The sequence below is a fragment of the Burkholderia sp. PAMC 26561 genome, from assembly GCF_001557535.2.
Taxonomy (GTDB): Bacteria; Pseudomonadota; Gammaproteobacteria; order Burkholderiales; family Burkholderiaceae; genus Caballeronia.
In genome coordinates, this window is sequence record NZ_CP014309.1 from 632,758 (window position 1) to 655,167 (window position 22,410).

At 58.5% G+C, this 22,410-nt stretch carries 20 protein-coding genes and 1 pseudogene; 10 read left to right on the plus strand and 11 right to left on the minus strand.

The genetic code is table 11. The features are described from left to right. Window positions 1-23 precede the first annotated feature (23 nt). Window positions 24-1,058 (minus strand): zinc-dependent alcohol dehydrogenase family protein, encoded by a 1,035-nt coding sequence (locus AXG89_RS29660; RefSeq protein ID WP_236873537.1) that lies wholly within the window; start codon window positions 1,056-1,058, stop codon window positions 24-26. 94 nt (window positions 1,059-1,152) lie between these two features. Between AXG89_RS29660 and AXG89_RS29665 the strand changes: the two genes are divergently transcribed. Then, window positions 1,153-2,106, plus strand: a complete 954-nt coding sequence (locus tag AXG89_RS29665; protein ID WP_069638431.1) for a LysR family transcriptional regulator — start codon at window positions 1,153-1,155, stop codon at window positions 2,104-2,106. Between the two features lie 254 nt (window positions 2,107-2,360). Here the strand turns inward: AXG89_RS29665 and AXG89_RS29670 are convergent, their stop codons facing one another. Beyond that, a complete protein-coding gene (locus AXG89_RS29670; protein ID WP_162916120.1) occupies window positions 2,361-3,287 on the minus strand; it encodes a LysR family transcriptional regulator in 927 nt (308 codons plus the stop codon). A gap of 183 nt (window positions 3,288-3,470) precedes the next feature. Here AXG89_RS29670 and AXG89_RS29675 point away from each other — a divergent pair, with 183 nt between their 5' ends. The 8 genes from AXG89_RS29675 (at window position 3,471) to AXG89_RS29710 (ending at window position 12,194) form a co-directional block, all read left to right on the plus strand. Further along, a complete protein-coding gene (locus AXG89_RS29675) occupies window positions 3,471-4,349 on the plus strand; it encodes an HpcH/HpaI aldolase/citrate lyase family protein (protein ID WP_062172941.1) in 879 nt (292 codons plus the stop codon). A 24-nt stretch (window positions 4,350-4,373) separates the two neighbouring features. After that, entirely contained in the window at window positions 4,374-5,606 is a 1,233-nt protein-coding gene (locus tag AXG89_RS29680) for a CaiB/BaiF CoA transferase family protein (RefSeq protein ID WP_062172940.1), read from the plus strand. Between the two features lie 75 nt (window positions 5,607-5,681). Then, complete coding sequence (locus AXG89_RS29685; protein ID WP_062172937.1) at window positions 5,682-6,704, plus strand: TRAP transporter substrate-binding protein; 1,023 nt, start codon at window positions 5,682-5,684, stop codon at window positions 6,702-6,704. 72 nt (window positions 6,705-6,776) lie between these two features. Further along, entirely contained in the window at window positions 6,777-8,645 is a 1,869-nt protein-coding gene (locus AXG89_RS29690; RefSeq protein WP_062172935.1) for a TRAP transporter large permease, read from the plus strand. 49 nt (window positions 8,646-8,694) lie between these two features. Beyond that, window positions 8,695-9,579 (plus strand): amidohydrolase family protein, encoded by an 885-nt coding sequence (locus AXG89_RS29695; protein WP_062172933.1) that lies wholly within the window; start codon window positions 8,695-8,697, stop codon window positions 9,577-9,579. A gap of 32 nt (window positions 9,580-9,611) precedes the next feature. Beyond that, complete coding sequence (locus AXG89_RS29700) at window positions 9,612-10,370, plus strand: SDR family NAD(P)-dependent oxidoreductase (protein WP_062172932.1); 759 nt, start codon at window positions 9,612-9,614, stop codon at window positions 10,368-10,370. A gap of 127 nt (window positions 10,371-10,497) precedes the next feature. After that, window positions 10,498-11,697 (plus strand): porin, encoded by a 1,200-nt coding sequence (locus tag AXG89_RS29705; RefSeq protein ID WP_062172930.1) that lies wholly within the window; start codon window positions 10,498-10,500, stop codon window positions 11,695-11,697. Between the two features lie 287 nt (window positions 11,698-11,984). Next, window positions 11,985-12,194, plus strand: a complete 210-nt coding sequence (locus AXG89_RS29710) for a hypothetical protein (RefSeq protein ID WP_236873508.1) — start codon at window positions 11,985-11,987, stop codon at window positions 12,192-12,194. 103 nt (window positions 12,195-12,297) lie between these two features. On the opposite strand, the gene AXG89_RS44985 is transcribed toward AXG89_RS29710, so the two are convergent. The 8 genes and pseudogenes from AXG89_RS44985 to AXG89_RS44990 all read right to left on the minus strand — a co-directional run bounded on the left by AXG89_RS44985 (window position 12,298) and on the right by AXG89_RS44990 (window position 19,412). Then, window positions 12,298-12,486 (minus strand): plasmid pRiA4b ORF-3 family protein, encoded by a 189-nt coding sequence (locus tag AXG89_RS44985; RefSeq protein WP_162916119.1) that lies wholly within the window; start codon window positions 12,484-12,486, stop codon window positions 12,298-12,300. A 25-nt stretch (window positions 12,487-12,511) separates the two neighbouring features. Continuing rightward, complete coding sequence (locus AXG89_RS29720) at window positions 12,512-14,782, minus strand: xanthine dehydrogenase family protein molybdopterin-binding subunit (RefSeq protein WP_062172926.1); 2,271 nt, start codon at window positions 14,780-14,782, stop codon at window positions 12,512-12,514. Then, window positions 14,772-15,842, minus strand: coding sequence for an FAD binding domain-containing protein (locus AXG89_RS29725; RefSeq protein WP_069638430.1), 1,071 nt, complete (start codon window positions 15,840-15,842; stop codon window positions 14,772-14,774). The genes AXG89_RS29720 and AXG89_RS29725 overlap by 11 nt, the downstream gene beginning before the upstream one ends. Window positions 15,843-15,845: 3 nt before the next feature. Continuing rightward, a complete protein-coding gene (locus AXG89_RS29730) occupies window positions 15,846-16,328 on the minus strand; it encodes a (2Fe-2S)-binding protein (RefSeq protein WP_062172924.1) in 483 nt (160 codons plus the stop codon). Between the two features lie 434 nt (window positions 16,329-16,762). Continuing rightward, a complete protein-coding gene (locus tag AXG89_RS29740; protein WP_062172920.1) occupies window positions 16,763-17,662 on the minus strand; it encodes a LysR family transcriptional regulator in 900 nt (299 codons plus the stop codon). A gap of 108 nt (window positions 17,663-17,770) precedes the next feature. Next, a pseudogene (locus tag AXG89_RS29745) lies at window positions 17,771-18,064 on the minus strand (ATP-binding protein); the annotation flags it as partial. Between the two features lie 201 nt (window positions 18,065-18,265). After that, a complete protein-coding gene (locus tag AXG89_RS29750) occupies window positions 18,266-18,790 on the minus strand; it encodes an IS21 family transposase (RefSeq protein WP_062172918.1) in 525 nt (174 codons plus the stop codon). 181 nt (window positions 18,791-18,971) lie between these two features. Then, window positions 18,972-19,412 (minus strand): cupin domain-containing protein, encoded by a 441-nt coding sequence (locus AXG89_RS44990; protein WP_082771587.1) that lies wholly within the window; start codon window positions 19,410-19,412, stop codon window positions 18,972-18,974. Between the two features lie 265 nt (window positions 19,413-19,677). Between AXG89_RS44990 and AXG89_RS29760 the strand changes: the two genes are divergently transcribed. Next, window positions 19,678-20,970, plus strand: coding sequence for an IS701 family transposase (locus tag AXG89_RS29760; RefSeq protein WP_062172822.1), 1,293 nt, complete (start codon window positions 19,678-19,680; stop codon window positions 20,968-20,970). A 317-nt stretch (window positions 20,971-21,287) separates the two neighbouring features. On the opposite strand, the gene AXG89_RS29765 is transcribed toward AXG89_RS29760, so the two are convergent. Further along, window positions 21,288-22,391, minus strand: a complete 1,104-nt coding sequence (locus tag AXG89_RS29765) for a Gfo/Idh/MocA family protein (RefSeq protein WP_082771586.1) — start codon at window positions 22,389-22,391, stop codon at window positions 21,288-21,290. Between the last annotated feature and the right edge of the window lie 19 nt (window positions 22,392-22,410).

The window sequence follows — 22,410 nt, forward strand, 5'->3', positions numbered from 1 at the left end:
GCTTCGCTGCGGTGACGTTTAGGTCATTTGTCCCCCAAAGATGCATCGACATCGATCACTACCTTGCCGAAGTGTCCACCCTTTTCCAGATATGCATAGGCATCCTGTGCATTCGAGAAAGGGAATACTCGGTCAATAACCGGTTCGATAGCCGATTGTGCAAGCGCGCGCACCGCGTCCGCGAGATTAGCCGTTGATCCCGTCTGGCTGCCGATGATGCGTAACGTCTTCGCCATCACATCCAGCAGTGGAAACGACGCATCCATTCCACCGACAAAACCGACGGAGTATAGCGTGCCGCCTATCGCCGACGCGTTGACTGAGCGCTTGAACGAGTCGCCGCCCACGGTCTCGACGACCAGGTCGGCCCCCCGACCGTCGGTGGCTGCGAGCAACACCTCATCCCAGGCTGGCGTCGTACGGTAGTTTATGGTTTCATCGGCGCCGAGCGTGCGCGCTTGCGCAAGTTTCTGGTCCGACGACGATGAGATGAAAACGCGCGCGCCCGCCGCTTTCGCAAACTGCAGCGCAAAAAGGCTCACACCGCCAGTGCCGAGCAACGCGACCGTTGATCCGGGCCGCACGTTCCCCGCAACGATCGCATTCCACGCGGTGGTCGCCGCAATCGGTAATGTCGCGGCCTGCACGTAGGGCAGCGCATCCGGAATACGCACGAGTGCAGTCGCGGGGACGACCGCAAAGGCCGCAAGCGACCCTGGCATCGAAACGCCACGAAGCCGCTTGCCGGCTTCGCGCGTGAGCGGTCCCGCCGCCCAGTCCACGATCGATCCGGCAATCACGCGATCTCCCTCCCGCCAGCCGCGCACGCGCTCGCCGACAGCCACAATTTCTCCGGCTCCATCAGTGCCTGGCACGAACGCCGCGTCGACTGCGCCCAAGCGTCCCCATGCAACCATTAGATCCAGATAGTTCAGGCCAGCGGCATGCACGCGGATCAAGACCTCGTCGGCTTGCGGGCTGGGAACTCCCATATCGCGCTGTGCAAGTTTGTAGTTCTTGCCGGTTTCCAGCGTATAGGCACGCATGGTCGTGTTCATTGATTGCTCCTTGAATTAAGTAGCAACCAGCGTAACAGCGGGCGGGCACTATAATCCACCGTTGCAACACGACACTCTTGCAGGAGGCGCAGCAATGGATGGGATCGAGGCGGACGAGATCGGCGCATTCCTCGCGGTACTTGAAACGGGAAGTTTCACCGCTGCGGGGCGGCAACTCGGGCGCGACGGGTCGGTCGTGTCGCGCCGTGTCGCCGCGCTCGAGGCGCGTATCGGTATTCGCCTGCTCGAACGATCTACACGGCGGGTTTCCTCCACCGAAGCCGGCCAGCGTTTTCGCGACCGGGCTGACGAAGCCTTGTCGATTCTCCGCGCCGCCCATGAGGAAGCCCGTGTGCTTTCGACCACACCCAGCGGCCTGTTACGAATCAGTCTGCCGGCTGGCTTCGGGCGTAAATGGATCGCTCCGCGTCTACCCGAATTGCTCGTGCGCTATCCGCTGCTGGACGTCGAATGCAACTATACAGACAGCTTCGTCGACTTGATCGCAGGAAGGCACGACGTCGGCGTGCGGATCGGCGAGTTGCAGGATAGCCGTCTCGTCGCCAAGCCGCTGCTCACGATGCGCAGGCTGCTGTGCGCGTCGCCCGCCTACCTCGCGGCAAACCCCCCGCTTGACACGCCGCGCGATCTGCAGCGCCATGCATGCATTGGCTTCACGCCGCTCATGACGCATCCGGTCTGGCATCTCAGGCATCTGCGCAAGAAAGATGCGCATCAGACGGTGCGAATCCGCTCGCGCCTCTCGACGGACGATATCGACACGGCCATCCACGCCGCGCTCGGCTCCGCCGGTGTGATGCTCGCCACCGATTGGCTCATCGGCCGCGAACTGCGCGACGGACGCCTCGTACATGTGCTGCCAGAATGGATCGGCGCGGTGGATGAGAAGCTGAATATTGTGCGCGCGTCGCTGCGGCACGAGCCCGCGAAGACGCGGGCTTTCATCGACTGGATAGCGGCGCTGTTCGATCCGCCGCCGTGGAACACGCACGCGCCTTCCAATGCGGGCGTCCAAGCGATGCCATAGGCCGCACGCCTGTCTCGCGGATCACACCCCTCACCTAACTTAGGTCAACGGCCGGCATTCTTCCCGGCAAGGTGGTCAGCCATCTTTCCAAGGGGCTTTGTTGGACCAATGTCGGTGCAGATTCGAATGCCTATCCACTGCGCTATCTTTCCGTTCGCCTGCTCGAAGTCGCAGCTTTTAAACGAGGGTCGGCCAGTCCCGTCTTCCGGTGTTGGACATTGATCCCTATCGCACTTCACTTTGAAAATGCGGGCCTATTGCGCGTCGTGGTAACTCGCGCTAAGCCAACGACCGCTCTGCACCTCTTCATACGTCAGGCGCCGTAGGGAGTTCTCGAAGCGCCGCGCAGCGACCGAAATCTGGCGTTCGACCGGACGTGCGACAACCCAATGCATTTGCAGTTCGGCGATGGGAGCCGCGCATATCTGTCCCGACTGGACATGCTCCCGAATAGCCGAGAAAGGCAGGATGGTAAAGCTGTGACCTGATGCCGCGATGTCGATCATCAGGTGATAGCTGTCAACCTCGACGTTGTAGCTGAGCGCCTCGCCGCCGGAGAAGTAGCGCGCTAGCAGCGTTCTCACGGCACTTGGAAATGGCGCCTGGACGAGCGGCAGTGTGGGCAGGCGCGCCGCGGACACAGGGCAGTCGAGTTGCAGGCCGTGCTTCGTCGCGCCGACCAGGAAGAGACTCTCCGTGAGAAAGGGGTCACAGGTCAGGCCCGAAGGCGGCTCTTCGCCCGAAATCACCCCAAGTTCGAGCGAACCCGCCTGCAGGAGGTTGAAGATCAAGAGCGGTGTGTTTTCGAAGATATGCAGCTTCACCTGCGGGTGTTCCAGGCAGAACGCCGGTATCAGCGTGCTGGACACGATGCTTCTGAACGGCGCAGGCAGTCCGACCGAGAGGCTACCGCTCGGCGTAGACGCTCGGCTCGTCAACTCACACTGCACCTGCTCCAGATGGCGCAACAGGCCCTCCGCATGATCCCTCAACACGATACCCGCGTCAGTCAACGTGACGCCATGGCCGTGCCGGTCGAATAGCTTGGTCTTCACCTCGTCTTCGAGCGAACTAATGCGGCGGCTCAGCGCCGGCTGCGTAATGCGCAACTGCCCCGCCGCGCGGTTGAACGTGCCGAACTCGACCACCTTCATGAAAGACCGGAGATTTTTAGGATTCACGCTTACTCATGCAAAAACGTTATTAGCCGTATGTTCCTTATGCACTTTTATTTTGCCCCTTCAGGTGATACTTTTCAATCACCATAAGGTCGCCAAGACCTAAAACGAATGGAGACAAGACATGCAACCTCAATCGCGGGTAAACCTGCGGCATAGCCAGCCGCCGCAAGCGAGGAGCAACTAGTGCGCACACTACTCTTTGCATCGGCTTCCAACGAACGACATCTCGCCAAAGTATCCCAATGCGGTGCGGACGCCGCGATCTTCGATCTGGAGGACGCTGTCGCTGCTAGCGAGAAAGCGACGGCGCGCGCTACCGCCGCCCGCGTGATAGCAGGTCTGACCAATGGCCCCGTGTTCGTGCGGATCAATGGGCTCGACACGCCTTATGCCTTCGCGGATTTCCAGGCCGTCGTCGTCGCGGGTCTCGGAGGCATGATCCTGCCGATGGTGCAAGGCCCCGAACATGTTGCCATCGCCGACTGGATCATCAGCCAACTCGAGCGTGAGCGCGGGCTGGAAAGCGGAGCGATCGAACTCATGCCAATCATCGAAACCGCACGCGGACTCGATACCGTCGAGGCGATCGCCCGATGCTCGGCGCGTGTCAAGCGCCTCGCTTTCGGCGCGGGCGATTACGTCAACGATCTCGGCATGGAGTGGACCGCCGCCGAGCAAGAATTACTTTTTGCCCGCTCCCGGCTGTGTGTTGCCTCGCGCTCCGCGGGACTCGCGCCGCCCATCGACACCGCCCACGTCGATATAGCCGACATAGAAGGTCTCAGGCGCTCCGCGGTGCATGTACGCACGCTCGGCTTCGGCGGCAAGTTCTGTATCTATCCGGACCAGGTGACGGTGGTGAACGAGGTGTTCACTCCGAGCGAGGCCGAAGTGGCGAAAGCACGGGCGATCGTCGATGCCTTCAGGCAGGCGGAAGCGGCCGGGATATCGGCAATTCGCGTGGAGGGCGGATTCGTCGACTATCCCATCGTGTCCCGCGCCCAGCGGCTGATCGAAAGACACAGCCTCGCGACGCGCGCCAGCAAGCCCGAACACGTCTGAATCAAAACCCTCAGGAGTCTCATTTTGACGTTAAATACATCGCCCCAGTCCCCCGTGGCCGAGACCATGCCGATGCAAGGCATCCGCGTGATCGATGCCGCCACCTTTCTCGCTGCCCCGTTCGCCAGCACCTTGCTGGGCGAGTTCGGTGCAGAGGTCATCAAGGTCGAATTGCCGGATGTTGGCGACCCGTGCAGGAGACTTGGCAATGCGTCGGCATCGGGCGACAGTTTTGCCTGGCTTACCGAGGCAAGGAACAAAAAATCCGTCACGCTTGACTTGCGCAAGCCCGAGGGAGCTGACCTGTTTAAGCGACTCGTGGCAGAGTCAGACGTGGTGTGCGAGAACTTCCAGACCGGCACGCTCGAAAGCTGGGGGCTGGGATACGAAGACCTGAAGGCGATCAACCCGCGCATCATCATGCTGCGCATAACAGGCTACGGACAAACCGGCCCGTACGCCGGCCGCCCCTGCTTCGGGCGCATCGCCAACGCATTCAGCGGCCTGTCTTTCCTCGCTGGCGATCCTGACGGGCCACCCGTCACGCCCGGCTCGGCGACACTCGCCGACTACGGTTCCGGGCTCTTCGGCGCGATCGGCGTGCTGCTCGCCTTGCGCGCGCGCGACATCACGGGCGAGGGCCAGGTCGTCGACGTCGCGTTGTACGAGAGCATGTTCCGCATCCTGGATGAACTCGTTCCGGCCTACGGCGCGAAGAAGATCATTCGCCAGCGAATGGGCGCGGCCACTGCCATTGTCGTGCCGCACAGTCACTATCCAACGCGCGATGGCCGGTGGGTAGCCATAGCGTGCACCACGGACAAGCTCTTCGAGCGGCTTGCGGTGCTGATGTTGCAGCCGGAACTCGCGACGCCCGAGCGCTACGCGACCATGGCACAGCGCCTTGCGGATCGCGATGAGGTTGACCGGATCGTCACCGCATGGACCCGCTCGGGTACGCTCAAGGAGGTGATCGACGCCTGCGACAAGGCGCAGGTTCCCTGCGGTCCGGTATATGCAATCGACGAGATTTTCGACGACCCGCACTACCAGCAGCGTGGCAATCTGCTGACGGTTAAGGACGATCGTGTGGGCGAACTGACCATGGCCAATGTTGTCCCCCGCTTGTGTGGCACGCCTGGACAAGTCAACTGGCTCGGACCCGTACTTAGTGAGCATACCGACAGCGTACTCAACTCGCTACTCGGCATCGGCGCTGCCCGGCTCGCGGAACTGCGTGCGCTCAACGTCATCTGAACATTCGTCAAGAATTGGCTGCAGGTAGCCGTGCTAAGCGGCGCTAAAACAAAATAGCAGGAGACAAGCGTGACCATGTCAAAGAAATCCCAGGCGCGCCGCCGCGTGCTCACAACGGGCGCCGCAGTGTGCGCCGCCGTCGCCATGCCTCGGCTCGCGCGTGCCGCGGCGCCCATCAAGCTCAAATACGGCACTAACGTCAATATCGAGAATCCGCTCAACGTCAGGCTGAACGAGGCGTTCACGCGCATTCGCACACAGACCAACGGCGCCGTGGATATCCAGCTTTTCCCCGACGGTCAACTTGGCTCGGACACGGAAATGCTCAGCCAGTTACGCTCCGGCGCGCTCGACATGTTCACGCTCTCGAGCGTGATCCTGTCGCGGCTCGTGCCCGAATGCGCGATCGTCGGTGTTGGCTTTGCCTTTCCCTCCTACAAGGAAATATGGGCGGCCATGGACGGCGACCTGGGCGCCGCGTTGCGCGACAGGATCTCGGCGGCCGGCCTCTTCTGTCAGGAGAAGGTATGGGACCTAAGTTTCAAGGAGATCACGTCGTCCGCCATCGCGGTGAGAAAGCCCGAAGATCTCAAGGGCTTCAAGCTGCGCGTACCGCCCGGCCGGCTCTGGATCTCTTTGTTCGAAGCCTTCGGCGCATCGCCGACCACGATCAACATGAACGAGATTTACTCCGCGTTGCAGACGCGGGTGGTAGACGGCACCGAGCTTCCGCTTACCACCTTCTACTTCGCGAAGCTGTACGAAGTGCAAAAGTCGGTTTCGCTCACGCGCCACATGTGGGACGGCTGGCTATCGCTCGTCAATAAGGCGACCTGGGACCAGATCCCGGCAGACCTGCGCGCGGTCGTATCGAGGAATCTCAACGAATCCGCCCTTGCGCAACGCGCGGACGTGGTCGCGCTCGAAGCGCGCTTCGCCGGGGTGTTGGCCAAGGATAAAAAGATGCAGGTCATCGAGGTGGACCCGAAGCCGTTTCGCGTGGCGCTTCGCCAGGCCGGTTACTACGAAGAATGGAAGAAGCGCTTCGGTCCCGACATGTGGGCGTTGCTCGAAAAGTACGCCGGGCACATCGGCTGAGTCCGCTTTTAATATCGCCGTCTTCTCCGGGAGTTCAGCGTGAGAAATCTACAGGCTATGATCGAAACCCGCATGTCACGCGCCGAGCACGACGCATCGTCGCTATGGCAACGGTGCGCCGGCATCTGCGACAGGTGGCTTGGCACCCTCGTTGAAACTGTCACCGCCTGCGCACTGGCAATCGAAGTTGCGCTGCTGCTCGCGGGCGTGTCATGCCGTTATCTGCTGCACCAGCCGCTGACCTGGAGCGATGAACTCGCGTCAACGCTGTTCGCCTGGGTCGCGAGCCTGGGCGCCGCGATCGCGTACCGTCGCATGGAGCACATGCGCATGGTCGCGTTCGTGAGCCGTCAGGGACGCGGGCCGAGCGCGCGCTTCGATGCCTTCAGCATGACCGCAAGCCTCATGTTGCTCGCCATCTTGCTGATGCCGGCGATCCAGTATGCGGTGAGCGAATTTCCGATCGAAACCGACTCGCTGGCGATCTCCGGTGTCTGGCGCGCAGCCGCTTTGCCCGCAGGGATCGGGCTCATGATCGTATTCGGATTGCTACGCCTGGGACGCCAAGTCCGCCTGCCCGATTTCGCACTGGCGCTCGCGCTGATCGCTGTCATCGCCACCGCGCTTTATCTCTGCAAGCCGTCGATTGTCGCAATGGGTCTCTACAACCTGCTGATCTTTTTTGTGGTGATCGTCGGCGGCGCAATCTTCGCCGGCGTTCCGATTGCCTTCGCCTTCGGGCTGGGGACGCTCGCCTATCTGAGCATCGTCACGCACGCGCCGACCGACGTCATGATCGGCCGCATGGAAGAAGGCATGTCGCATCTTGTGCTGCTCGCAGTGCCCCTGTTCATCTTTCTCGGCGCGCTCGTGGTTGTGACGGGCATGGCAAAAGCCATGGTCGGGCTGCTCGCCCGGCTCTTCGGTCACGTGCGTGGCGGCTTGCATTATGTGCTGGTCGGCGCGATGTACCTGGTATCCGGTATCTCGGGCTCGAAGGCCGCCGACATGGCGGCGGTCGCTCCCGTATTGTTTCCCGAGATGCGAGCGCGTGGTGCCAAGGATGGCGATCTGATCGCGCTGTTGTCAGCGACCGGCGCGCAGACCGAAACCGTGCCGCCAAGCATCGTGCTCATCACGATCGGCTCCGTCACGAGCGTGTCGATCGCGGATCTCTTCGTCGGCGGCCTCATGCCCGCTCTGCTGCTTGGCTTGATGCTATGCGCGGGCGTGTGGTTCAAGTATCGACACGACAGCGACCAGGCAGCGCGTTCCACCTGGCCCGAGATCGCGCGCGCGTTTGTCGTTGCGCTCCCCGCGCTCGTGTTGCCGTTCGTCGTGCGCTTCGCCGTCATTAAAGGGATCGCGACGGCAACTGAGGTTTCGACCGTCGGAATCGCCTATGCGCTCGCCTATGCGGTCCTGATCAGCGTGCTGTTTCGCAAGCCGGTCGCATGGGGCCGCATCTGGCACGCGCTCGCCGACACTGCGTCGCTCTCCGGCGCCATCCTGCTGATCATCGGCACAGCAACGGCCATGGCATGGGCACTCACGCAGTCGGGCTTCTCGACAGGACTTGCCGCGCTGCTGGCGGGTCTGCCCGGCGGAAGAGCCACATTCCTAGCGGTCTCGATCGTGGCGTTCATGGTGTTGGGAAGCGTGCTGGAGGGTATACCCGCCATCGTGTTGTTCGGCCCGTTGCTGTTTCCCATTGCCAAAGCGCTCGGCGTGCACGAAGTTCATTATGCAATGGTCGTCGTGCTCTCGATGGGAATCGGGCTTTTCGCCCCACCGTTCGGGGTGGGCTACTACGCTGCTTGCGCCGTCGCGCGCATCGATCCTTCCGTTGGCATGCGCCCGATCGCGCGCTACTTGCTGGTTTTGTTCGCGGGCACCGTGATCGTTGCAGCGTTCCCGTGGCTATCCACCGGTTTTCTCTGAGTACGACGGTGTCATCGTCTTCGCCTAAACCTCTTCATTGGAGCATCGCATGCAAAAGATCGATACCCACTTTCATATTTGGGACCTTCAAACAAACTACTATCCCTGGCTGACTGACAACGTCCAGCCACGCGTAATCGGCGATTATGCGGCGATCCGCAAAGACTATCTAATCGAAGATTTTCTCGGCGACATCGCGGGATCCGACGTGGAAAAGGCGGTACATATCCAGGCGGAACATGATTCCCGCGATCCGGTCCGCGAAACGCGCTGGCTGCAGCAAGTTGCCGACGCACCCGCATCGCGCGGGTTTCCACACGCTATTGTGGCGTATGCGGATCTTGGCGCAACAAATGCTGCGGATGTCCTCGCAGCACACTGTGAGTCCGCAAACATGCGTGGTATCCGGCAGAGCCTGATCCAGCACAAGGTCGATCCGGCCGCCACGGACCCGCGTGAGAGTAAGCTTTGGGCTAGCAATTTCATGCTGCTACGGCAAATGAATCTGTCGTTCGATATCCAGCTCTTCCATTCCGACATGGCCTTCGGAGCCGACTTGATCGGACGCAATCCCGATGTCCAGTTCGTACTCACGCATACGGGTTTGCCAATGGAAACGTCGGTGCAGTATCTCGAAGCGTGGCGTACGGGCATGCGGCTGCTCGCGCAGCGCCCGAACGTAGCGGTGAAGATATCAGGTTTCGGGTTCCTCGACCGCCAATGGAACGTCGACAGCATCAGGCCACTCGTGCTCGAAACCATCGAAATCTTCGGTATTGACCGCTGCATGTTCGCAAGCAATTTTCCTGTCGACAAGATGTCGCGAGATTATGCGAGCTATTGGAACGCGTTCGATCATATAACGCTCGGTTTCAGCGAAAGCGAGCGCACCGCGTTGTTCCAGAGCAATGCCGAAAAAACCTACCGCATCTAATATCGGATCGATGACTTAAAAGAGGTGAACCGATGGACCTGCAACTCGACGGACGCACCTGCCTGATTACCGGCGCCAGTTCAGGCATTGGACGCGCGATCGCGCAAGCTATGGCGCGCGAAGGCGCCCGGCTCGCGATTGCCGGGCGCAATGCCGAAGCGCTCGAGGCGTTACGAGACGAATTGAGAGCACTGGGACTGTCCGAGCCCACTCTGTGCATTGGCGATGTATCGACGACGGCCGGTGTTGAACAAGTGGCAGCGCAAGCCATGCACTCACTGGGCGAGATAGCAATGCTGGTGAACAACGCGGGCGGTTCCCGTCCCATGGGTGACAATAATGACGAGGACGTGTGGAGCGAAGCCATCGACCTTAATTTTTACGCCGCGCGCCGGCTTACGGGACTAATGGCACCGCAGATGATCAAGGCTGGGTGGGGCCGCATAATCAATGTGACAGGTGCAGTCGTCGGCGCAAAAATGAACGCGGCGGCCCCCGCAAAGGCGGCGTTGCAGAGCTGGTCGAAGGCGCTTGCGTCCGAACTCGCGCCAAACGGCATCACGGTGAACTGCGTCGCCCCGGGCCGGATCAATAGCCGCCAGATACTCGAAACCTTGCATCCGACAGCCGAATCGCGCCAGGAGTACATCTCGCGCAACATCCCGATCGGCAGGTTCGGCGAACCGGAGGAGTTCGCCAACGTGGTTACGTTCCTGTTGTCTCCGCTGGCGAGCTATGTGACCGGGACGGTGATCCCGATCGATGGTGGCCTGCATCGTCTTGCAATCTGAGAGCACGCGGGACATGGAAAGTTGATCGCCCTTTGCGCGATGATGTAAGCGGTCAACGGTTGTGTACTTCCTGATGTAACCCAAAATCTGTTTGTTCAGTTATCCATATTAAATATCTGGAATAGCCATGATCCGAAAAAGGCCAGGCCTTACCGTGTTCGCCGCAGGTGCATTGACTGCTTTCCTGCCCAGTGCCCATGCGCAAAACTCAGTAACCTTGTATGGCATTATCGACGCCGGGGTTTCCTACACTAACAATGTGAAAGGCGCGAGCGCCTGGCAAGAGACCGTTGGCAAGCTGGGCGGAAGCCGCTGGGGCCTGCGAGGAAGCGAAGACCTGGGCAGCGGCCTTGCTGCAATCTTCATGCTTGAAAGCGGATTCAACGCTGCAAATGGCAGTTTGCAACAAGGAGGACGTCTGTTCGGGCGGCAGGCCTTCGTCGGACTGTCGCAAGCGAACGTGGGCACTTTAACGTTCGGCCGACAATACGATCCGCTTGCGGACATGGTGGCGCCGTCCGTGGGTTCGTACATCTGGGCACCGTCAACGCATATCGGCGATAGCGACAATCTCACACAAACTTTCCGGGTGAACAATTCGGTGAAGTTTCGGTCGGCGTCCTTCGGCGGCCTCTCCGCCGACGGCCTTTACGGCTTCAGCAATCAAGCCGGATCGCAACCGGGAGACGGCTTCGCAAATAACCGTGCATGGTCGGCCGCGCTCAATTACACAGGCGGCCCGGTCACGTTTGGAGCCGGCTACTTCGAGCTTAATCATCCCAACTCGTCGACGAACGGAAGCGGTGCAGTCGGCGGCGCGACCACCACGTCGGGTGACGATTATAGCGGCGCCTTCTTCTACAACATTGATGGCGGGGTCGCGCGCCAGCGCATTGGTACGGCCTCAGCCAGCGTCAAGCTGGGTCTGGCAACGCTTGCGAGCAGTTTCAGCCGCGTCATTCTCGACTATAACGATGGCGCGGGCAGAAAGCTGGACAATTACGATGTCAGTCTCCGTTATCTGATTAAGCCGTCCCTTTTGTTGATTTCGGACTACGTTTATACCGATGGCCATGCCACCGATCTTCCCGGTCAGGCGGGGAAAAGCAGTAAACCTAAGTGGCATCAACTCACTCTTGGCGCAGATTACTTTCTTTCAACGCGTACGGAGCTGTATGTCACTGCCGAATATCAACTGGCCGCTGGCGACGCGTCGACCTTGGTCAATGGACACTATGTCAAAATCGCGTCCATCTATACCGTAGGCGCTCCGTCGTCTACTAATCGGCAGGTAAGCGTATCGACGGGACTGAGACACAAATTTTAGTGGTCGGAAGAAACGACCAAGCCCTTGTACTGTTGCATGTCTTCGATTTGCATTGAAATCTTGATTCACTTTGACGGTAAGCAGTCAGTTAAGCGCACCGAAGTGGTTTTTATGATCGATAGGGCCGGTGATTTGCGTGTCTTTTTTGCCCCAGTTGTTCCGGGCCATGAGTAAGAGGGTAGCGTTGGTGGCACGCCGGTCGAAGAACTCGATATCGAAGTCATCACTAGTCCACTGCGTCATTGACTTGGCACCCCGTCTATGTTCGAATTTAGGGCATGGGAAAAATGAATCTGACTGATACCGAACGTGCGCAATTACTTTCAGCGGCACGCAGCCGAACGGTGCGCGCGGCGGACGTGCGACATGCAAAACTGATCTTGATGCTCGAGGACGGTGAATCGCGCGACGGGATCATGAGCGCACTGGGCTGCGACTCACGTTTCATCGCACGTTGGTCGGGGCGCTTCCTCAACGAGCGACTGGCCGGCATGTAAACCAATCAAATGGAAATATGACGATCCTTCCCGTCGAATTCGCCCGGTGCCAAGTCAATGATGCAGTGGACTAGCGCACATCCTGTATTCCTGAGTCTCCTCGCTATTGGGCTCGCTGGCCCAGAACACTCAACATTTCTTGATAGCCGCTAGCGCTACCTACGTCTTCCGACGGCCATGCAGCGGCACTTGCAATGACACAGGCCTCACGGCTGACTTGATGACCGATGCATACTACGTCTTCGACGTGGATATCGTGGTGCCAGTCGTCACCGAAGTCATAGCGGTACACAAACCCGGCTTTTTGAAACCGTCTCTTAGAAGAACTTATCTGGGGTCAACGGCAAATTCCTGAGCCGCTTGCCAGTGGCGTTGAAAATCGCATTGCCGATCGCCGCGGGGACATTATTCGTTCCAAGTTCGCCCAGCCCCCTGGCGCCGAGCAGTCCCATCTGCTCATCGGGAATTCCTAATGTCTCTACCGTAATATCGGGCGTGTCTGCACAACACGGTATGTGGTAATCCGCTAGGTTTCGGATTACCGCTCTTCCTGTGTACGGATCGTAGTAAGACTCTTCCATCAGTGCCGCACCAAGTCCTGCGATCATTCCGCCCATGAGTTGCGATCTAGCTGTGAGCGGGTTGATGACTCGGCCTACGTCAAACACCCCAGTGAGCCTAGGGACGCGAACCACCCCGGTCGAAAGGTCAACTCGAACTTCCGCGAAAATCGCTCCAAATGAGTGGAGCTCGAATTTCTTGTCGTCTCTGTCGGGCGTGAGGACTCCGGTTGCGGTCACAAGCTCACGTCCTGCTTGGCGCAGCACCTGAGAATAGCTTTCGCGTGCTCCGCCCGCGGTGTTGTCTGAAAGGCTGGCATTTGACGCAACGATTCGCTCGACGGGCAGGCCGAAGAGAGCCGAATTAGGATCGTGGCGGGCAACTTCCTTGATCGCAGATAAAAGGTTGGCGCCGGCCGTCAGGACTGCCGCGCCAACGCTTGCGGTAGTGCGTGATCCTGCGGTGATGGGCGAGTCAGGAAAGGTGGAGTCGCCGAGGTCGAACTCAACAGCATCAATCGGCATCGACATGGCGTCAGCAGCGATTTGCTTGAAAACGGTGTAAGCCCCGTTGCCGATTTCGTGGGTAGCGCTCCGTACTTTCGCTGTCCCATCCGCGAATAAGGTAATGCGGGCGGTGGCATCGTCTAGTACGGCAGGCAACGTGCTGCTTGCAACCCCAAAACCGATCATTTCATTGCCAGAGCGTATTAGTCCAGGCTGCATCTTTCTCCGTTTCCAGCCGAAAATCTCCCCACCTTTCTCGAAGCACTCTCGCAAATGCTTGGACGAGAACGGCAGATCAGTGAACGGGCCCTTAGTTGCCTCGTTTGCCAGACGAAGGTCAATGGGATCCATTTCGAGCTCGTGCGCTAATTCATCGAGCAGACTTTCCAGTGCCCAGCCTCCCGCTATAACGCCAACGCCCCGCATGGGCATGGGGGTTGGCAGGTTTAAATGCCTAATTTCCTGTGCGATTGCCAGATTCTTTATCCCGTACATCATCATCGTCATGCCGGTTGACGGCTCGGGATATCCGCTCACCATGGAAGTATGTGAGACGGCCTCGTGACGCAATGAGGCGATTCGTCCGGTCCGCGATGCGCCTAGACGCATCACCTGACGCGTCGCCGGCCGGTGACCGTTTAGCTCGAACATTTGCTGTCGAGTGAAGGCGATTTTTAGGGGGCGCCCGAGTTTCCGAGCACATGCCGCTGCCAATAGGGTGTTCCCAAACATCCAGGCTTTCGAACCAAATGAGCCGCCAAGAAACTTCACGACAATTTTGATATTCGATTCGGGCACGTCCAGGCAGTGGGCTATCACAGCGCTAAGACTTTTGAGAACTCGTGTCGTGTCGTAAAGCAACAGGTGTTCGTCGCCGTTCTTTGTTTCCCACTTCGCGATCGTCGATAGCATCTCTATAGCATTGTGGTGGTGTACTGGTGTTTCGTAAGTTCGCTCGATACGGATAGCCGCCGCGTCATATGCCTTGGCAGGATCCCCGGTTTCAAGCTGGAGTGGCTCCATTCCGCAATACGACGCTGGCTTCGACCGTCGGCTCGCCGTCTCTAAGTTCAATTCGGCATCTCTCCGCCGGTATTCGACATGGAGCATTTCTGCGGCGTGAATGGCCTGTTCAAACGTTCCAGCAACAACTACAGCTATCGCCTGACCAGCATAGCTTACGGAATTGTCTTGCATCGGAACCATCATCTCAATGAGGCCTCCTTCGCCAGAATATTGAATTCCCTGGGTCTTCTCGGGTAATTCGCCAATCCGGGGCGCCGTCTCGGGTGTGATAACAGCGACGACACCAGGCAATGCCATGACAGACTCTGTATCGATGGAAGTCACGCTTCCGCTCGAAATGGCGCTGCCGACGACCACGCCGTACAGTAGACCCTCCAGGGAGTGCTCTGCAGTGTAGAGTGCGCCTCCGGTGACCTTGGCGCGACCATCGACGCGCTGCGTCGCCTGTCCCACGGCTACCGGGACAAACTTAGTTTCTGCAGATTTATTGAACATGATTTGCCGCGACGCCTCCGATGTTAGCTGCGAAAACAGAGCCCGCCGGACCGGATAAAGGTTCCAAGCCGGCAGCTTCCAGCAATCCGCGCGCGATAAGTTCGATAGCCATGGGGCCCTTGAAGTTATTCTGTGAGAAATACTTGGCACCGGTTAATGCCAATTGGGCGGCGCTTCGAAAAAGCTCGTCCGAAGGAATGTGTCCGGACAGCATCTCCTCCGCCTCCCGCGCGCGCCACGGTTTATGGGCCAATCCACCCAAAGCAATCTTTACGTGGTCGATCCGTCCATCATGCAGATCAATTGCCACCGCACAGGAGACCAGCGCGAAAGCATACGAAGCTCGGTCGCGAACCTTGAGGTAGTGCGAAATCCCACCAAACATTGGAAGCTCAATCGCAATGATGAGCGATCCATGCGGCAGGTTAGAGTCGAGACCGGGCTCGTTAGCTGGAAGACGCAGTAAATCATTAATCAGGAAGCGTTCTTCCCCAACGCGTGAGCGAGTGACCACCACTGCGTCCAGGGCAGCGAGCATGACTGCCATATCCGATGGGTAGGTTGCGATGCAGCTGTGACTTCCGGTCGGACCGTCGTCGGTGTGACCGAGTATCGCGTGTAGCCGGTTGAAACCAATAATAGCCGAACAGCCGGAGCCGGGGGACCGCTTGTTGCACGGCTGGTGAACATCACGCAGATAAGGGCATCGGGTTCGCTGCAGGATATTTCCGGCTACAGACGCCATGGACCGAATTTGGCGGGACGCACCAGCGGAGATTGCTTCTGAAAGCCCTGGGAAACGTGAACGGACCAGGGGATGATTGGCGACAACTGCGTTCTTGGCGTTTGCACCAATCTGCAAAGTGCCACCTGGTAGCTCTGCAATCTCGTACATCGGTAAGCGGGAAATATCGACTAGCCGGCTTGGTCGAAATACTTGCTCCTTCATCAAGTCCACCATTGTGGTTCCACCGGCGATGAAGGAGGCGGTATGGTCCGAGGCAACCTGTTCGATCGCGGTGGCCTCATCAGTTGCACAGACGTACTCGAACGGCTGCATGGACTAAATTCCTTTCGAGAGGTATGCCGCCTTAATGGCCGCCACGATATTGGGGTATGCGGCGCAGCGGCACAAATTGCCACTCATCCCGTCGCGGATCTCAGGATCGGTTAGCACCGGCTGATTTATAAGGGTCGCCGCGCTCATGATCTGCCCGGACGTGCAGTAGCCACATTGAAACGCATCGTGCTCGATAAATGCTTGTTGCAACGAATGGAGAACGTCGCTCGTGGCAAGGCTCTCTATTGTCCGGATATCGGTGTCTTGACACATGACGGCCAGTGTCAGACAAGACAGCTGCGCTTCCCCATTGATGTGAACCGTGCAGGCTCCGCACTGCCCGTGATCACATCCCTTTTTTGTACCGGTCAGATCCAGCCTTTCACGCAGAAGGTCGAGCAATGTCGTCCGCGAATCGACCTGTAGCTCGAGCGGCTTCTCGTTAATGCGCAGTTTCAATAAGACTTCCAAGTCAGGGTGAGTCATGCGATACCGTCCCTTTCGTTTGCGAAATTTGCCGATGAAATAAAATCGTTGAAAGTAAAGAGCTACTTTTAGGAGGTTAGTCGCCCGAAATAAGCAGACTCTCTTTAGACTAGCCAACTCGTGGCGTTTAACCGCTTAACCTTTTATGCGCCGAAAGGGTGCAGTCAGCAATCAAGTAGGAGAGGCGAACAGTGTGGCCGAATTTTGGCGCCGTGCCGCCAGTTCGAGTCCGTCAATCTCTCGAAAGGCCGGCAGGTGGGAGACTGCAGCCCAACCCGTCTTCATATCTACCCTGGTCACGCCGACCCGCAATAATTTCTTCGTCTTCTCTCCAATTGTTGCGAAGCTGATCATGAAACTGAGACAGCGTGGCAGGGGCGAAAGATTCGAAACGATTGGTTGGGACCATTGCACCTTTTCCGATGGAACCTAATTCAGCCGAGTTCAGCGAAAGCTTGTACTAACCAGTCTATGAAGACGCGTACCTTCGGGTTCTGATGCTTTTGCGAAGCAAAAACTACTTGAAGCGGTCGACTCAGGCCTTCGTAGTCTTTGAAAAGTTCGACAAGGGATCCATTCCGTACGTATTGCTGCACCTTTGACTCACCGATTTGGATGATGCCGAATCCTAGGAGTGCTGCAGCAATAAGGGATCGGCTGTCGTTCACGACTAGGCGGCCCTTCGGCTGAACTTGCACAACGTGTTCACCGGACTTGAACAACCACAGGTTAGGTGCCGGATGCGACGGAAAAGTGAAGTCCAAACACTGATGACCTTCGAGCTCTTCAGGCATTGCTGGTATCCCCTGATCCGCAAGATATTCCGGGGAAGCACAGGTGATCATACGGTAGGGACAGAGCACCCTCGAAATGAGTGCCGAATTGGGTAAGTTACCGATTCTCAAGGCGACGTCGAATCCCTCGGCAACGACGTCCACGATTCGGTCCGACAGGTTGAGTTCGATGGAAACACCTGGATAGGCTTTGAGGAAGCTAATTAGGTGCGGAATGAGAAGACTTGACCCAATACCGATCGGGGCTGCGATTCGTAGCGCCCCCTGCGGCACACCAATCTGGTCAGTCACTCGGGCCTCAGCATCCTCAACCGCGGCCAATGCCAGCTTGCAACCCTCGAGATAAAGTCTTCCCGCTTCAGTCAAGCTCTGACTGTGGGTGGATCGGTTGATCAAGCGAGCGCCCACCCGCTTTTCCAGGGTCGCCACATGTTTCCCTGCCATCTGTGCCGACATACCTAGCTGCGAGGCCGCGGCGGTGAAAGAGCCGCACTCGGCGGTCTTTACGAAGACTTGCATTCCAGCGAGCTTGTCGGCCATCAATACTCCTCGTCTCGAGGCGGCACTCTATCGCAACCGATAGGAGAATGCCGACGTGATCAAAAAAACTTCGACCATGCACGAGAATGATCAGTAGATGAACGTACAACGAATGAATATAGCCATCAGCAGCCGGGCGGTGAGCGCCCGGTCCAGGCCGCGGGCGGTGAGATAGTCGATGTCCTCGGGCGACGCGTCGGGGACCTTCAGTCTGGCCCGACGCAGCCGGGCCGCCGTTTGTCGCGAGTCACGTTCACTGGATTCACGCTCGACCAGCAGCCCCAAACGTTCTTCAAAGCCCAGCCGGTCAATGCCGTCTTGGGACTGTTGCTCGGCAAGCGCCGTCGCCATGCCGGGCAGGCGCAGCGCGTGCAGTTTGTCGACAGTGGGATAATGCAGTATATGGACTCCCTTTCAGCTTCGGTGATAGTACGAAGGCCCGCGCATATTGGCATGCACAAGCGGCAGGTCGGCCTGCCCGGTAGCGGGTTCGGGCTTCCGGTCCAGGCCGTTCTTCAGCGTCGAGTCAGTGAAGTTGTAGTTCGGCGCTTTCAGATCGATGGCGCGGCGGCAGGCAGCTTCGAGCCGGTCGCGCCCGTAGCCCTACAGGTGCAATACGACTGCTGGGGATGCTTGCGGGCACCCAGCAAGCGCTGGATGACGGCCGCCGTATGGGGGCCCGATGTCGGCGGCCCAGTTGCGCAGCCGCTCCGGATCCCAGCCCTTGGCGACAGCCAGGTGCTCCGGCGGCATGTGCGCGTCGATCGTGGTGTGGGAACGGCGGCGAGCGCTTTCGCCGTGAGCGGCAATGCGTTGACCGCGATGGAAGATCTCGACGGTGTTGTTCGTGTGACGCACGTCAACCTGTTCGCGCGCGTAGCGATACGGCACCGAGTAATAGTGGTGATTTAGCTCGACGTGATAGTCCGGGCCGACACGCGCGACCTTCCACTCCGCGTACTGATAGGGCTGCTCGGGCAACGGCCTAAGTGCCGGGCGATCGATTTCGTCGAAGACGCTAAGGCGTGAGCCAGGCAGCTTCTTGAAGGGCCGGTTGTTCAGATCGCTCAGCAACGCGGCGATCGCCCGCTTAGTTGGCGTCAACGAGGTGCATGCGATCGTCGTCATTCTCGCCATGAGTGTGGGCCTGTTTAAGCTATTTCTACATCTGAAAACTAATAGCACGGACGCGAGCAAAGCGTTACGCGCTTTGACCATGAGGTCACAAATATCAATGGCCTGATCTGTCAGATTAGGTACTCCCGAGACTGCGGAGGGAGGGGGCGTCGATTAGACGAGAACCCATTGGTTACTTTTGGCCCATTGATTTCTCTCGCGATTTATAGAAGGTAGCCATATTTTCTGGAGGGCAAGTGACTGCAAGGTAAGCAAAGACTTCAGCTCCGGTGTTCTCGATCCCGTGGATCTCACCAGCAGGCGTACGGATGATGTCGCCTTGCCTGACAATCTCCGGTCTTGCGTCCGTCAGAAGTAGCAGTGCCTCACCCCGCTCCACAATCCAAATTTGCTCAGACGACGTGTGGACGTGCCGCTCTGAAACGGCTCCTGGTTCCATTGTGACCCTGGTTATGGTGGCCATCGCATCCGGGGCGTTCTCGGGCCAAACAATTTGAACGGAATTTTTCCCGGGATTTTTTAGCACCACGCAATCGGACATGCGCAATCTATGTATTGTCAAAATAGACTCCAATATTGCATGAGGTATTACAGCGTAGCGATAGCATCGCATGATCGATGCAAGATTTCTTGAACATATATTCCGATGAATATTCAAGTCCCAACCATGCGTGTGAGCTACGATTTTTTCGCTCGGACATTAAACTGCTGCGGTTTGCGATCGTAAGTCTGCCGCACGAAAGGTGACAATCTCCATTAACCGCCTTTCGAGGGGCAGTACGGTGCCAATTGGATCAAATAGAGATTCAAGCTAGTACTACTGTGTCATAAGATTCATGGCATTATAGGAGCTTCTTCATCCTTTACAAGAGGAAGCGATGGACTGGGAGACATCGTTCGATGAGTACCTGGAGCACCTATGCGACACAATTGGACATAGTGATCGCCATGCCGGCCTGGTGGGCTATTGCCAAGGGTTGATGCTGCCGATTGCGCGTAAAAGTGTCGAGCCGCTGGCAGCCCATCTCGAGCCGCATCGCGTGAGTGCGCGTCATCAGTCCCTACACCATTTCGTTTCAAAATCCGAATGGTCTGACGCCGCATTGATGGAACAGGTTCGGCGCTGGGTATTGCCGCACATGGACCCGTCAAACGGGCTGTACTGGATCATCGACGACACTGGCTTTCCAAAGAAGGGAAAGCATTCGGTGGGCGTGGCCCGGCAATACTGCGGGCAGTTGGGTAAGCCGGATAATTGCCAGGTTGCTGTGAGCTTGTCTGTAGCCACCGAGGAGGCGAGCCTACCAGTCACTTATCAACTTTACTTGCCGCGGGAATGGGCGGACGACCCGGCAAGACGGCAGCAGGCCGGTGTGCCCGATGAGATTGAGTTTGCGACCAAGCCGCAGATCGCCATCGCGCAACTGCGTGAGGCAAGGCAAAGTGGTGCGCCGAACGCAGTGGTGCTGGCTGACGCGGGTTATGGAAACGACGCAGCGTTTCGTGCCAGCGTTGGCGAACTCGGCTTGCAATACGCCGTGGGCATCCAGTCGAGCACACGCGTGTGGCCACCGGGACTTGCCCCGCTGCCGGCTGTACCCTCAACCGGCAAAGTTGGCCGACCTCGAAGCCTGCAACGCCGGGTACCGGGACATAATCCAGTCGCGGTCAAGGACCTGGCACTAGCGCTCGATCCATCTTGCTATCACACGGTTTCGTGGCGTGAAGGCACTCGTGCCGCACTAAGTTCCCGTTTTGCGGCGTTGCGCGTGCGGACCTCTCACCGTGATAATTGGCAGGCTACACCACGCGATGAAGAATGGCTGCTTATCGAATGGCCCATTGGCGAAATCGAACCGACCAAATACTGGCTTTCAACTTTGCCGGAAGAGACGGTTGTGCAACATCTCGTTCACGTTGCCAAAATGCGTTGGCGCATTGAGCGTGACTATCAGGATCTCAAGCAGGAGTTTGGCCTCGGACACTTCGAGGGGCGTGGGTGGCGGGGTTTTCATCATCACGCATCCCTATGCATTGCCGCCTACGGGTTTCTCGTCGCACAGCGCCTGAGTCAAGGCAGTAAAAAAAACTCCGAAGTCCGCAGCATACCTGCCTTACCCGCGGACTACACCCCACGCGGCTCCCCAGCGCATGCAGCGACACGTATCTGATTCGATCGCAACGCTGCGCTGGCGAATTGCTGCCCACATCTCCAAGCAACTACAGAGATGTCCGTATTGCTGTATTGCGCCACCTTGTTTTATGACACAGTAGTACTAGGACGCTATTGGTCGATTCGGGAACGGGAGCGCGGGCTTGCGACCGCGCTCGCGCGGATGTCGCACACGTCTCGGCGGGCGGTACAGCGTCGCTGCACGGTCTGGTCTCGTCAATAGATTATGTGGAGATTCATAGGCGCGGCGCATCCTCTTGGAGACGTGCCGCCCCGCCGCGGTACACGTGCGGGTGCGTGTCAGTCGTGTCGCCTTCAGTAACAGGGCCAGTCGGACGCAGAGACGCGAGAACCACTCTGTGATGCGGCCATCACGTCCTTTATCAACCGCGTTACGCGAACTGCATGGTCGAAGTCGGGTGCAGTTCGGGTGCCGCTTGTGATGTCGTCGCGCAGCGCCATGTATACGCCAGCGACGTTGACGGCAGACTCTGGGGTAGCGACTGCTCCCGCGTCCACGGTTTGCTCCTCGTCATCGAGAAACAGGCGCAGCACGCCCGACTGAACGCCGCGAGGAGCGCCTCCGATGAGGACAAGTTTTCCTGTTTCGCCGATCACTTCGAAACGGAAGGCCGCCTGATCAGCAGGCCGGCCGCCTATCACCTCGATTGAAAGCGGCGCGCCACCGGCTAGCCGCGCTATAAGCGCAAGATGGTCGGGGGTCGTCCGGTGTTGCGGTGCGCCACCTGCGATTGCAATCTGCGGAAACTGGGTAGACGCTAGCGCGGTGATGTCAGTAAATTCTCCAAGCAAAGCAATTGCGAGATCGATTGTATGTGCGCCCTGGATACTGACCAGGGTGACGCCGTTCTCAGGGTTCTCCGCGAACGTCATCGCGTGCTCGATATGAGAACCGAACGCCACGGTCGACGACACGACGCGTGCGTTCAACACACGCCCGATTTTGCCCGCCATAATCATTTCTCGCGCGCGGACAGCCGCAGGGTTGGCGCGTAGCTGCAGGCCGATGGCAACATGAACTCCGGCCTTACGTGCGGCCTCAGCCATTTCTTCGGCCTCGGCGACGTTGCGGCCAAGCGGATACTCGCAGTAGACGTGCTTGCCCGCCGCGAGCGCGGCCAATACAAGATCGCGGTGCGAGGGAACGTTAACCGCAACTGCCACGATGTCAATTTCGGGATCGACGAACAATTCCTTCGGATCGTCATATCCCTTTGCTGCGCCGAACGCCTCAACCGCCATGTTTGCGGATGATTGTTTCCGAGTGACGACGGACCGGAGCTCGAGCCCGTCGAGTTGCTGGATGGCCGGGACGTGGGATATCCTGGCCCATCCACGCTCAGCGCTCGCGCCGACAATACCAGTCTGCAAGTTGCTGCTCACGAAAGTCTCCTTCATCGCTTGTAAGTCATAAGCC